This is a genomic window from Serratia sp. G204Y, assembly GCF_051172435.1.
GTDB classification, from domain to species: domain Bacteria; phylum Pseudomonadota; class Gammaproteobacteria; order Enterobacterales; family Enterobacteriaceae; genus Serratia; species Serratia sarumanii.
This window is the reverse complement of the sequence record NZ_JBPIZA010000001.1, coordinates 1435542-1448755: the sequence shown is the minus strand read 5'-3', so window position 1 is coordinate 1448755 and position 13214 is coordinate 1435542. Positions and strand designations below refer to the sequence as shown.

At 60.8% G+C, this 13214-nt stretch carries 11 protein-coding genes; 8 read left to right on the top strand and 3 right to left on the bottom strand.

What is annotated here, in order from left to right:
• Positions 1–100: 100 nt before the first annotated feature.
• On the bottom strand, positions 101–1279 hold the full coding sequence (manA, locus tag ACSBQQ_RS06940) for a mannose-6-phosphate isomerase (protein ID WP_060428170.1): 1179 nt from the start codon (positions 1277–1279) through the stop codon (positions 101–103).
• 476 nt (positions 1280–1755) lie between these two features.
• Here manA and ACSBQQ_RS06935 point away from each other — a divergent pair, with 476 nt between their 5' ends.
• From ACSBQQ_RS06935 to ACSBQQ_RS06920, 4 genes are all read left to right on the top strand, one after another.
• Positions 1756–2088 carry a hypothetical protein gene (locus tag ACSBQQ_RS06935; protein WP_033654745.1) on the top strand — a complete coding sequence of 111 codons (333 nt, stop codon included), beginning with the start codon at positions 1756–1758 and terminating at the stop codon, positions 2086–2088.
• 230 nt (positions 2089–2318) lie between these two features.
• Positions 2319–3716 (top strand): class II fumarate hydratase, encoded by a 1398-nt coding sequence (fumC, locus tag ACSBQQ_RS06930; RefSeq protein ID WP_033638434.1) that lies wholly within the window; start codon positions 2319–2321, stop codon positions 3714–3716.
• 61 nt (positions 3717–3777) lie between these two features.
• Positions 3778–4467 (top strand): helix-turn-helix transcriptional regulator, encoded by a 690-nt coding sequence (locus tag ACSBQQ_RS06925; protein ID WP_060428168.1) that lies wholly within the window; start codon positions 3778–3780, stop codon positions 4465–4467.
• A 90-nt stretch (positions 4468–4557) separates the two neighbouring features.
• A complete protein-coding gene (locus ACSBQQ_RS06920) occupies positions 4558–4926 on the top strand; it encodes a VOC family protein (RefSeq protein ID WP_033638436.1) in 369 nt (122 codons plus the stop codon).
• Here the strand turns inward: ACSBQQ_RS06920 and tus are convergent.
• Positions 4916–5854, bottom strand: a complete 939-nt coding sequence (gene tus / locus ACSBQQ_RS06915; RefSeq protein ID WP_043147415.1) for a DNA replication terminus site-binding protein — start codon at positions 5852–5854, stop codon at positions 4916–4918. The two genes, ACSBQQ_RS06920 and tus, sit on opposite strands and share 11 nt — an antisense overlap.
• Positions 5855–6187: 333 nt before the next feature.
• Here tus and ACSBQQ_RS06910 point away from each other — a divergent pair, with 333 nt between their 5' ends.
• Together ACSBQQ_RS06910 and ACSBQQ_RS06905 are read left to right on the top strand one after the other, a co-directional pair.
• The gene (locus tag ACSBQQ_RS06910) at positions 6188–7984 is read left to right on the top strand and encodes a glycoside hydrolase family 3 protein (protein WP_060428166.1); all 1797 of its coding nucleotides are present in this window, start codon (positions 6188–6190) and stop codon (positions 7982–7984) included.
• A gap of 118 nt (positions 7985–8102) precedes the next feature.
• On the top strand, positions 8103–9389 hold the full coding sequence (locus ACSBQQ_RS06905) for a glycoside hydrolase family 10 protein (RefSeq protein WP_060426205.1): 1287 nt from the start codon (positions 8103–8105) through the stop codon (positions 9387–9389).
• Between the two features lie 51 nt (positions 9390–9440).
• Here the strand turns inward: ACSBQQ_RS06905 and ACSBQQ_RS06900 are convergent, their stop codons facing one another.
• The gene (locus ACSBQQ_RS06900; protein WP_170929842.1) at positions 9441–10709 is read right to left on the bottom strand and encodes an MFS transporter; all 1269 of its coding nucleotides are present in this window, start codon (positions 10707–10709) and stop codon (positions 9441–9443) included.
• Positions 10710–10856: 147 nt separating this feature from the next.
• Here ACSBQQ_RS06900 and ACSBQQ_RS06895 point away from each other — a divergent pair, with 147 nt between their 5' ends.
• Together ACSBQQ_RS06895 and mlc are read left to right on the top strand one after the other, a co-directional pair.
• Positions 10857–11747: a LysR substrate-binding domain-containing protein gene (locus ACSBQQ_RS06895; protein WP_060428162.1), complete on the top strand. Its 891-nt coding sequence runs from the start codon at positions 10857–10859 to the stop codon at positions 11745–11747.
• A gap of 159 nt (positions 11748–11906) precedes the next feature.
• Complete coding sequence (gene mlc / locus ACSBQQ_RS06890) at positions 11907–13124, top strand: sugar metabolism global transcriptional regulator Mlc (protein ID WP_060428160.1); 1218 nt, start codon at positions 11907–11909, stop codon at positions 13122–13124.
• Positions 13125–13214: the final 90 nt, after the last annotated feature.

The following is a 13214-nucleotide window of genomic DNA, read 5'->3' as shown; positions in this document are numbered from 1 at the left end:
CGGGAGGGGCAAATAGGGGCCGAAAATAAACGCCCGCAGGCGTTTAATTGTGGGGGTAGCTCTCGCTTTCAGCAAGCAATTTGCTGAAATTTATCAACGGTTAGGCCAGCTGGTTATAAACCCTGGCGATGCGGCCGCTGCCGCTGACGTTGACCGGGGATTCGAAAGCCCCGATAAAGCAGGATTCGCCCGGTTTGAGCGTCAGGCGTTGCCCGGATTTTTCCAGCGTCGCTTCGCCGGTGACGCAGAACACGATGGCGGCGCTTTGCTGCGCCAGCGCCTGCGGGGCGGTGGTCAAATCGTGCAGCGAGAAGGCGAAATCCTCCACCGGAATCGGGAAGAACAGCTCGTTGCCGCGCGGCTCCGGCTGGGTCAGCAGGCCGGAAGCCGGCTGCGGGCGGAACTGCAGATTGGCCAGCAGCTCGGGCACGTCGATGAATTTCGGCGTCAGGCCCGCGCGCAACACGTTGTCCGAGTTGGCCATCACCTCCAGCGCCACGCCTTTCAGGTAGGCGTGCGGCGTTTCGGCATACAGGAACATTGCTTCGCCCGGCGCGAGCTGCACCACGTTCAGCAGCAGCGGTGAGAACAGGCCGCTGTCGTCCGGATAGAAGCCGGCGATAAAGCGTACGGTGTCCCAGGGTTCCCCCTGCTGGTTGTTGAGCGCGGCTTTCAATACGCCGAGCGCCAGCGACTTTTGCTCGCCGCTCATCGTCAGCAGGCTGGCGAACAGGGTTGCGAGATGCGCGGTGTCCGGCTGTTGCAGGAAGGCGGCGATGTCGTGGTGTGCGCCGGCGATCGGTTGCAGCAGGGAAACGATATCGGCCAGTTCGCGAAAGCCGTTCATCGCCAGGAACGGCGTGAGGGCGAACACCAGCTCGGGCTTGTGGTTGGGATCTTTATAGTTGCGTTCGGCGGCGCTCAGGGGGATGCCGGCGGCATTCTCTTTCGCGAAGCCGATTTCGGCCGCCGCTTTGCTCGGGTGGACCTGGATCGACAGTGGCTGATCGGCGCAGAGTACTTTAAACAGGAACGGCAACTCGCCAAAGCGGCTGGCGACGTTGGTGCCCAGCTGTTTTGGCTGGTCTTCATCGATCAGATCGCGCAGCGAACGCAGCTCGCCGTCGGCGCTCGGCACGCGGGAAGGGCTCTTGGGATGGGCGCCCATCCACAGTTCGGCCATCGGCTGATTATCAGGGTTGGCGATGCCGTAAAGACGGGTCAGCGCATCGTGGCTGCCCCAGGCGTAATTCTGTACCGCGTTGGTCATTTTTTGCATGTCGATAAACGTCCTTAGCGTCATTGCCGTACCAGATGGCAATAACTTACTGATTTTATACGGTTAGTTAAATCTGTGCCGACAACCATCATACGCCCGCGTCGGCAGGAAAAATCATGGGCGCGATCAAAACAACGCCGAATAACGTCGCGCCCGGCAACGGGGCCAAAGTATAACGTGATAACGATCGGCGCCTCAATTGGCGCGCAGGCCTCAAGGCGGCCCGGAAAACCCGCCGATCGATTATTTTTTGAACCGGCGGGATTATTGCCGATAGTCCGCTCATCCTGCCGCATTATTTATTATTCAGCATGTCAAAATATGACTGCTGAATTTATTTTTTACCGTCTGAGCCATTCCCTTATTATTATTTTCGCGCTGCGCCGGGCGATCACACGCCGAGCTTAAACCTGCGCGCCAGACCTCTTTACCGTAACGGCTAACGAGTCGATTTAACAAAACCAGAGGTCTGTTGCATGAAAAAACTGTTGTTGCTGTTGGGGCTTTGCGCCGGCGCAGCCCAGGCGGCGGTGATCGTCACCTATCCTTACGCGGCGCCGCGCGCCGTGGCGATCGCGCCGGCGCCGATCGTCGTTGCACCCGCGCCGGTCGCGGTTCCCGCCGCGATCGTGCCCGTGGCGCACCCGTTGGCGCTCACCGCCGGCGCGGTGGCGACCGGGGCGTATCGGCATCATGAACGGCAGGACGCCTACGACGAGATCAATCATCTGCAGCAACAACGTATCGATGAGCTCAATCATTTACAGGCGCAGCGCATCAATAATTTTAATTCGCGTCATCCGCGTTAATGAGTAGCCACAGTTTTATTCTCCTGGCTCATTCCCGGCCGTTTATTTCGCCGCGGGTTAACCGATGGAAAATAACCGCGTCGTTAATGGGTAAAAAAGATGAAACGTGCTGTGAGATAACTCTCTTAATGCGAATAGTTATTATGTCACTATACTGGGAGTGCATGCCGACGGGGGGTAGCGCGTCGGCTCAACCCTACGATTTTAGGAATTATGCTAAGGAGATAATGATGGCAGGCGTTCGTATCGAAAAAGACTCTATGGGCCCCATCGAAGTACCGGCCGACAAGCTGTGGGGCGCGCAAACCCAACGTTCGTTGGCGCATTTCCGCATTTCCTCCGAAAAGATGCCGACCGCGCTGATCCACGCGCTGGCGTTGACCAAGCGCGCCGCCGCGCAGGTGAACGTGGATCTGGGGCTGCTGCCGGCCGAACGGGGCGCCGCCATCATCAGCGCCGCCGACGAAGTGCTGGCGGACAGCCATGCCGACCAGTTTCCGCTGTCGATCTGGCAAACTGGTTCCGGCACCCAGACCAACATGAACATGAACGAAGTGTTGGCCAACCGCGCCAGCGAGCTGCTGGGCGGCGTGCGCGGTGAAGAGCGCAAGGTGCACCCGAACGACGACGTCAATAAAAGCCAAAGCTCCAACGACGTGTTTCCCACCGCGATGCACGTGGCGGCGGTGATTGCGCTGCGCGAACATCTGATCCCCGAGCTGAAAGTGCTGCACAAGACGCTGAGCGACAAGGCTGAAGCCTACCGCGACATCGTCAAAATCGGCCGCACCCATCTGCAGGACGCCACGCCGTTGACCCTGGGGCAGGAGATCTCCGGTTGGGCGGCGATGCTGGCGCACAATCTGAAACACATCGAGGACAGTATCCCGCACATCGCCGAGCTGGCGCTGGGCGGCACGGCGGTCGGCACCGGGCTGAACACCCATCCGGAGTACGCGGTGCGCGTCGCTAAAGCGCTGGCGGAATTGACCCATCAGCCGTTCGTCACCGCCCCGAACAAGTTCGAAGCGCTGGCAACCTGCGACGCGCTGGTGCAGGGGCATGGCGCGCTAAAAGGGCTGGCGGCCTCGCTGATGAAGATCGCCAACGACGTGCGCTGGCTGGCTTCCGGCCCGCGCTGCGGCATCGGCGAGATTTCGATCCCGGAGAACGAACCGGGCAGTTCCATCATGCCCGGCAAGGTCAACCCGACCCAGTGTGAGGCGATGACCATGCTGTGCGCCCAGGTGCTGGGCAACGACGTGGCAGTAAACATCGGCGGCGCTTCCGGCAACTTCGAGCTGAACGTGTTCCGCCCGATGGTGATCCACAACTACCTGCAGTCGATTCGCCTGCTGGCCGACGGCATGCAGGGCTTCAACGAGCACTGCGCGGTGGGCATCGAACCGAACCGCGATCGCATCACCCAGTTGCTGAACGAATCGCTGATGCTGGTGACGGCGCTCAACACCCACATCGGCTACGACAAGGCGGCGGAAATCGCCAAGAAAGCGCACAAGGAAGGGCTGACGCTGAAAGCCGCGGCGCTGAAGCTGGGCTACCTGACCGAAGCGCAGTTCGACGAGTGGGTGCGGCCGGAAGCGATGGTCGGCAGCATGCAGAAATGATTGATCTGTGAGGCAACCGGGGGCTTACTGAGGTAAGCCCTTTTTTTGTGGAGAAATCAAGATGTCGCGCGCACAACGTTTACTCGATCTGATGCAGCTGCTGCGCAGCCGCCGTTATCCGGTGGCGGGTCATGCGCTGGCGCAGACGCTGGGCATCAGCATGCGCACGCTGTACCGCGATATCGCCACGCTGCAGCAGCAGGGGGCGGAGATCGCCGGCGAGGCGGGCGTCGGCTATGTGCTGCGCCCCGGCTTTATGCTGCCGCCGCTGATGTTCTCGCAGGCGGAGACAGAAGCGTTGGTGCTGGGGATGCGCTGGGTCAGCCGCCGCGGCGACAGCCAGCTGGCGAGCGCGGCGGGCCAGGCGCTGGCCAAGATCGCCGACGTGCTGCCGCCGGCGCTGCGGGAGGAACTGGAGGCCAACACGCTATTGATAGCGCCGGTTCAGGCGCCGCCGGTGGCGGATGAGCTGCGGGTGCTGATCCGTGACACCATCCGCCGCGAGCGCAAGCTGCATATCGACTATCTCGATCTGGCGGGGCAGCGCAGCGAACGCCTGCTGTGGCCCTTTGCGCTGGGCTTTTTCGAGCAGCTCCAGGTGCTGGTCGCCTGGTGCGAGCTGCGCCAGGCGTTTCGCCATTTTCGCCTCGATCGCATTCAGGCCGCCATGCCGTTGGAACAGCGCTATCCGCGCGGCCGGCGGCGGCTGCTGAAAGAGTGGCGCCTCAGCGAGGGCATTGCGGAGCAATAGCGGCACGCTGCTGCCATAAACTGTCAGCCGCGCGCTTTAGTCTGTGCCTATCGGGAACCGGCCGGTTCCCATCACCCAGAGGACAGACCGATGACTCTTCCCAGCATGACCCTGCTTTACGTCGATAACCCGCTGAACAGCGCCGCCTTTTATCAACGCTTACTGGGACAGGCGCCGGTGGAACTTTCTCCCGGCTTCGCCCTGTTCGTGCTCAACAACGGCTTTAAGCTGGGGATGTGGGCCAAACAGGGGGTAAAACCTGCGGCGACCCTGACCGGCGGCGGCGGTGAACTGGGCTTTTTGTGCCAGGATCCGCAAGAGGTCGAGGCGCGCTATAACCAGTGGCGCGAACTCGGGCTGCCGATTGAGCAAACGCCGACCGAGATGGCGTTCGGTTACACCTTCGTGGCGCGGGATCCGGACGGCCATCGCCTGCGGGTGTATGCCCTCAGCGAGTAGCGTCGTCGGTATACAGGTGCAGGCGCGGCACCAGCAGCCGCAGCGGCCGGGCGTCGGGTTTGTAACGGTGTTTCACCGCGTCGACGTCGTAGTTGAGCAGCTCGCCAATCTTCGGCACCGCGGCGCCGTTTTCAACCTGACACAGGGCGATCAGCGGCAGCGGGCAGGGGTGTTGCACCTGTTTTTGCTGCTGCTGATACCACACCCGGGCGATCGGCTGCACTTTGACCGGCCGCTTGATTTTCAGCGTCGCGTGCTGCGGCAGGCGGCTGACGTCGTCTATCTCGCGGCTGACCAGGGCAGCCCACTGTTCACGGCTGTGCGGCGGCACCGCGCGGCCGGCTTTCAGGCTTTTCTCCAGCTGCGCCAGAATGTCGTCCCGCTTGACGTTTTTGATGATGTGCTTGTTGGCCCAGCCGAAGCGCACGGAGTCGGGGTTGGTCAGGGCGGTGAGGGTGCGATAGGCGCTGAGGGTAATCAGCCCGTGCAGATGGGTGTGCACGAACTCGAAACGCTGCTCCGGCGCCAGGCCGGAATCGACGGTGATAATCTGTTCCAGCTCGCCCTTCAGGCGATTGATCAGCGCCAGCTGCGTTTGCAGCGCCTGATACTCCGGCTGCTCCACCGCCAGACAGATGACGCCGGGCAGGCGAACGGCGGCCTTGCTGCTGACATTCTCCCGGTTATGGTGGATGAACAGCCGCTGATAGTGCTCCAGCGCCAGATCGCGCGCCGCTTGCCCCACATGCTGTTCGACCGCGATATGTGAGATGGCCTGATGTTCCTGGCCTTTTTCAACCTCCGGCAGGCTGAACACCCGCGCCGCCAGCAACCGCAGCGGGGCGATCTGCTGCTGCAGCGCGCCGAGCGCCTGCTCCAGTTCGGTAAAGCAGGCGTTCATCCGGCCAATCACATCGTATCTGCTCATCGCACCCCCCCTATTTTAGTTACAACATACTATAGAAGAGTGGCGGACTGGGGGCAACATCGGCCCCTGAGCCGACGGCAGCTTCACCGACCACCCGGCTTACCAGCGGAAAATGCGCCATAACAGTCTTTGCCAGCAGGGCACGCCATACACCCGGTATGCGTAGCGTTTTGATTCATTGATGGATTTTCTCCTGTTTGTTTGCGTTTTGTTTAATCCATTTTCCGCTCGCCGTTGTCCAAACGCTGGAACAAACGGAATGGCAGGACGCGATGAGCCCTTGGGGTTATCTTTTCTTCTGTCATTAACGGGCGCTTTAAACGGAGGTTCACTGTGGATATTAAACAGAAAGTCAAAAACATGACGCTGGAAGAGAAGATCGGGCAAAAAATCATGCTGGATTTTCGCTACTGGGATCGGAACGGTAGCAGCAATCAGGATATGACCGTCCCCGATGAAGCCATTGGCAAGCTGATCGCCGATAACCACGTGGGTGGGGTGATCCTGTTTGCCAATAATCTGCAAGACAAGCAGCAGATCAACACGTTGACGGCCTGGTATGCCGCGATGAAAACCCACGCGGGCATTCGTTTGTTTATTGGCACCGACAACGAAGGCGGTAATGTTTTCCGGCTGCCGCGCGGCGACTATGCCTCATTTCCCGGCAATATGGCGCTCGCGGCGGCGATTGAGGGCGGTGCGGATAAACATCTCGCCGTTGAACAAGGCAAACTGATGGCCCAGGATATGCGCGCGTTGCATATCAATACCAACTTTGCCCCGGTCGTGGACGTCAACACCAACCCGTTCAACCCGGTGATTAACGTCCGCGCCTTCAGCGATGATAAAAACACCGTTTCCCGTCTGGCAGAGAAAATGGTGGCGGGCATGAAACAGCAGGGGCTGATCACCGCTTACAAACACTTCCCCGGCCATGGCAGCACCTCGACCGACTCGCATACCGGTTTGCCGCGCGTCGATCGCACGCGGGAAGAGGCTTTTGCCATCGATATCGCTCCTTACAAGCAGGCCATCGATCGCTGCGCGGCGCCGGACATGGTCATGACCGCCCATATTCAGTATCCGGCACTGGATAACCGCCAGATAGACACCCGCAGCGGTGAAAAAATCACGGTGCCGGCCACCATGTCGCATGAAATTCAGACCCAGATCCTGCGCAATGAATTGGGGTATGTCGGCGTAACGATTTCAGACGCGCTGGATATGGGCGCGATTGCCGAGCATTTCAGCCAGCAAGCGGCCGCTGAAAACGTCTTTGCCGCCGGGGTGGATATTGCCCTGATGCCTGTCAGCATCGCTTCGCCGGCCCAGGCGCGCTTGCTGCCGGATCTGATCCGTTACCTTGCGGACAGGGTGAAAACGGGGCATCTCAGCGAGGCTGATATCGATGCCTCGGTCGAGCGAATTTTGCGCCTGAAATTACGCCATAACCTGATGGGCCATAGCGACAGGCCGTGTTCCAACGACGCTTCGTCCTCAGCGCACAAGCTGGAAAAACGCATCGCCGATCGCTCCATTACCGTGGTGATCAATCGCCACAGCCTGTTGCCGTTGAAGGGCAAAACGCTGCGCTACTTTATTTTGACCCCGTGGGGCGAGCAGGCCAACGGCATTGCGCGCGTGATGGCGCAGGAGGGGTATCAGAACGTCGTTGCCGCGAAGGAAACGGAGCTGAGCGACGCCCAGGTCAGAGAGCATATTGCCGGCTGCGACGTGTTCCTGCTCGGAACGCTGTCAACCCGCTTTACGCCTGCCGAGCAGGATGGGGTGGTGACTTCCGCAACCGGAGCGGGCAATGAAGGCAGTCCTTATCCGGGCTGGTTGAAATACGCTGCCGAGCAAGGGAAAAAACGCGTTCACCTCTCACTGCGCGCCCCTTACGATATCGTGAACTATGCCGCAGAGGTGGAGGCGGCCGTCGCCACCTACGCCTACTACGGTTATGACAGCGGCGTGTGGCGCGGCCCTTCGATGGTCTCTTTGGCGCAGGTGCTGACGGGTAAAATCAAACCGCAGGGCAAATTGCCGGTCAACACCTGGCATGACTACGATGCGGAAACCAATACGGGCAAGGTGGCGTTCCCTCGCGGGACTGGGCTGAGCTGGTGATGGGATAAAGGCACCGGCGTCGTCTGAAAAAGGCGACGCCGGCAGCTTGATAACGGGCAGTTTCTTGCTCTGCACGCAACGACATGGGATAACCGTCACTCACGGAAGGAGAATCAGGATGCCGACAGGCGCAACAAAATTAGGCGGATGGCTGTTGATGGCCGCCATGCTGGGCGTGAGCGGATGCGCCAAGCCACCCGAACCGGAGAAGCCCCCGCGGCCGACACCGCCGATAACACCGATGCGGGGCATCTGGCTGGCCACGGTCATTGGCCTGGACTGGCCGCCGGCGGCCTCCCTGAAGGCGGAAACCGCGCAAGAGCGGGTTTGCCAGCAGAAACAGGGGCTGACGGACGCGCTGGACGAGATGGTGAAAACCGGGATTAACACGGTCTATTTTCAGGTTAAACCGGACGGCACGGCCCTGTGGCGCTCAAACATCTTGCCCTGGTCTGAGGTGTTGACCGGCACCGTTGGCCAGGATCCCGGCTATGATCCGCTGGCCTTTATGCTGCAAGAAGCGCACCGGCGCGGCATCAAGGTGCATGCCTGGTTGAACCCTTATCGGGTTTCCATGAATACCCGCCCACAGACGATTGAGGCACTCAATCATACGCTGCAGTCGCCGCCGGCCAGCGTCTATGCGCTGCATCCCGACTGGATACGCACCGCCAACGAGCGCTTCGTGCTCGACCCCGGCCTGCCCGACGTGCGCAACTGGATCACCGGCGTGGTGGCTGAAATAGTCAAAAACTACGATGTCGACGGCATTCAGTTTGACGATTACTTCTATTACGAAACGCCGCAATCGCCGCTGGATGATGAACGAACATATCGCGCATACGGCAAAGGATTTGCAGACAAAGCCGCCTGGCGCAGAGACAACACGCTGCAATTGATAAAACAGGTGTCAGCCGCCGTCAAAGCATTGAAGCCCGAGGTTGCGTTTGGCGTCAGCCCGGCGGGCGTATGGCGAAACAAAGCGGACGATCCTGACGGTTCGGCGACGCGGGCAGGCGCGCCATCGTATGATACGGCCTATGCCGATACGCGCCAGTGGGTAAAACTGGGGCTGCTCGATTATATCGCACCGCAGCTGTATTGGCCTTTTGATCGTGAAATTGTCCGCTACGACGTGCTGGCCAACTGGTGGGCCGAGGTGGTGAAAGGCACGTCGGTTCGGCTCTATGCCGGGGTGGCGCTGTATAAAGTGGGTACGCCTGCGGCTAGCGAGCCGGCCTGGGCCGTCGAGGGCGGCGTTCCCGAACTGAAAAGGCAGCTCGATCTCAACGAAAGCCTGCCGGGAATGGGGGGAACCATCCTGTTCCGGCAACGCTATCTGACTGAGCCGCAAACGGATAAGGCGGTGGCGTACCTGCGCACCCGCTGGAAAACCGGTCAATAATCACAGGCACTGGCATGACAAGCCGCGGCAAACCACCGCGGCTTTTTCTCTTCAAAGGCGCGCCGCTTCCGGCAGGCGTTTCAGGTAATGCACTACCAGCAGCGCCAGCAGCAGCATCAGGCTGATGAACGCCGCCACGCCATTCCAGCCGAAACTGTGCCAGAACACGCCGCCGAGGGTGCCGGCCACGCTCGAGCCGACGTAATAGCAGAACAGATACAGCGACGACGCCTGGCCTTTGGCGCGGCGCGCGCGGCGGCCGATCCAGCTGCTGGCCACCGAGTGGGCGGCGAAAAAGCCGGCGGTGAACAGCATCATGCCGATAAAGATCGCCGGCACCTGCGGCAGCGCGGTAATCAGAATCCCGATCAGCATAATCACGATCGAGGCCAGCAGCACCGGGCCGCGCCCGAAGCGCGAGGTGAGCGCGCCGGCCTTGGGCGAGCTGTAGGAGCCGGTGAGGTACACCACCGACAGCAGGCCGACGATCGCCTGGCTCAGGTGGTAAGGATCCGCCAGCAGGCGATAGCCGATGTAGTTGAACAGGGTGACGAAGCTGCCCATCAGCAGGAAACCTTCCGCGAACAGCAGCGGCAGGCCCTTATCGTGCCAATGCAGTTTGAAATTGATCAGCAGGGTGCGCGGGCGCAGCGAGCTGGCGCGAAAATGCCGCGAGGCGGGCAGGATGCGCCAGAACATGCAGGCGGCGGCGAGGGCGAACAGGCCGATGACCCCGAGCGACAAGCGCCAGGAGAAGAAGTCGGTCAACACCCCGGTCACCAGGCGGCCGCTCATGCCGCCGATCGAGTTGCCGCTGATATACAGCCCCATCGAGAAGGCGACGAAGCTGGGATGGATCTCTTCGCTGAGATAGGTCATGCCGACCGCCGCCACGCCGCTCAGCGACAGGCCGATCAGCGCGCGCATCAGCAAAATGCCGTGCCAGCTGGTCATAAAGGCGCAGATCAGCGTGCAGACCGCCGCCAGCAGCAACGCCACCACCATCACCGATTTGCGGCCGATGGCGTCGGACAGCGGCCCGGTAAACATCAGGCCGATCGCCAGCAGGCCGGTGGAGACCGACAGCGACAGGCTGCTTTCCGCCGGCGATACGCCGAAATCTTGCGACAGCACCGGCAGGATCGGCTGCACGCAGTAGAGCAGCGCGAAGGTCGCCAGCCCGGCGGAAAACAGCGCCAGCGTCACGCGCATAAACTGCGGCGTGCCGCGTTCGATGTAGGGGAGTTTGTTGTTGAGGGTGGAGCGTTTTACTTTTGGCGCAGCGGCCGCGTCATCGTTGGCGGCCAGCGTCGACGGCATCGCGGCCGCAGAACGCACAGGGGTTGTCACAGCGTTTCCTTACCGAACTTCGGGGAGATAAACAGACACTTTGCAGATAACAAAATGATAGGGAGCGGCGATTTTTTTGTCTAATATATTAATAATTAAAATTAAGACATTTTAAATATGAATATCGAATTGAGACACCTGCGTTACTTTATCGCCGTGGCGGAAGAGCTGCATTTTGGCCGCGCCGCCGAACGGCTGCGTATCTCCCAGCCGCCGCTCAGCCAGCAAATCCAGGCGCTGGAAGAGATGGTTGGCGCGCGGCTGCTGGCGCGCAACAACCGCAACGTCAGTTTGACCCAGGCCGGAGAGATGTTCCTGAAAGAAGCCTATCAGGTACTCGATCAGGTCGGGCGCGCGGCGGAAAAGGCGGCGCGTCTGGAGCGCGGCGAGCTGGGGGAAATGACCATCGGCTTTACCTCTTCCGCGCCCTTTATCGGCGTGGTGTCGCGCAGCCTGCGCGCCTTTCGTCAGCACTCGCCGCAGGTGCATATCAAAATGCGCGAAATCAACACCAAACAGCAGATCGAACCGCTGCTGAACGGTGAGCTGGATCTGGGGGTGATGCGCAACACGCGGCTGCCGGAGGCGCTTCACTATCAGCTGCTGCTGCGCGAACCGCTGGTTGCGGTGGTGCCGCAAGGGCATCCGCTGGCGGAAACGCCCGGCGGCGCGCTGCGGTTTCAACACTTGGCGAGGGAGCCGTTCGTGTTCTTTTCGCGTGAAGTGGGCACCGCGCTGTACGACGAAATTCTGCTGCTGCTCGGCAAGGCCGGCATTACGCCGTATATCACCCAGGAAGTGGGGGAAGCGATGACCATCATCGGGCTGGTTTCCGCCGGATTGGGGGTGTCGATTTTACCGGCCTCTTTCGCCCGGGTGCGGGTGGACGGCGTGCGCTATTTGCCGCTGGCGGAACCGGACGCCACCACCGAAGTGTGGCTGGTGCATCACCGCCGGCGGCCGCTGACCGCTGCGGCGCAGGCGCTGATGGCGTTGATGCTCAAATGACGCCGTAACCGGGTAAATAAAAATCAATTCACGCTGAAATCGCGAGGAATTTGTGCAGCAAATCACATAACGAATCAAATAGTTGACGCTGTATGACAAAAGCCCCACCATAACCCCTAGTCTTTATTTAGAAGCGCGAAAAATAGTAGGAGCAGGTTTGTGATTGCGGTTGGGCAGCCTGGGCATATCGATCAAATCAAGCAGACCAATGCGGGGGCGGTTTATCGGCTAATCGATCAACTGGGCCCGATTTCGCGCATCGAACTGTCAAAACGCGCGCAGCTGGCGCCCGCCAGCATCACCAAGATCGTGCGCGAACTGCTGGAAGCCCATCTGGTCAAGGAAACCGAGTACCAGGAAATCGGCAGCCGGGGCCGCCCGGCGGTGGGGCTGGTGCTGGACACCGAGGCCTGGCACTACCTGTCCGCCCGCATCAGCCGCGGCAGCATCACGCTGGCGCTGCGCGATCTCAGCAGCAAACTGGTAGTGGAGGAGCTGCTGCCGCTGGCGGCCGAACACCCTGAACCGCTGCTGAAACGCATCCTGACCGAAGTCGATCAGTTCTTTATCCGCCACCAAAGCAAGCTGGAGCGGCTGACGGCGATCGCCATCACGCTGCCGGGCATGATCGACGTGCAGTCCGGCGTGGTGCACCGCATGCCGTTTTACGACGTGCTGGAGATGCCGCTTGGCCCGGCATTGGAAACCCGCACTGGCCTGCCGGTTTACCTGCAGCACGACATCAGCGCCTGGACCATGGCCGAGGCGCTGTACGGCGCCTCGCGCGGCAGCCAGAACGTCATTCAGGTGGTGATCGACCACAACGTCGGTGCCGGGGTGATCACCGGTGGCCATGTGCTGCACGCCGGCAGCCACAGCGTGGTGGAGATCGGCCACACCCAGGTCGATCCCTACGGCAAACGCTGCTACTGCGGCAACCACGGCTGTCTCGAAACCGTGGCCAGCATCGAAAACATGCTGGAGATCGCCCAGCAGCGGCTGAGCGGCTCGATGAGCTCCAGCCTGCACGGCGCGCCGCTGACCGTCGAATCGCTGTGCGACGCCGCGCTGGCGGGCGATCAGCTGGCGCGGGACATCATTCTCGGCGTTGGGCACAGCGTGGGGCGCATTCTGGCAATCATGGTCAATCTGTTCAATCCGGAGAAGATCCTGGTGGGCTCGCCGCTCAACCGCGCGGCGGAGATCCTGCACCCGGCCATCGCCTCCTGCATTCGCCAGCAGGCGCTGCCGGCCTACAGCGAGCAGGTCAAGGTCGAATCCACGCAGTTCTTCAATAAGGGCACCATGCCCGGCGCGGCGCTGGTGAAAGAGGCGCTGTACAACGGTTCGTTGCTGGTACAGCTGCTGCAGGGCTAACATCAGAACTTCTTATTAATTCCGCAAAAGATTGAGCTACCTCAAGCCCCTATGGGGGCGCATCCCCTAGAATTTTTCCGCAAGACTTCT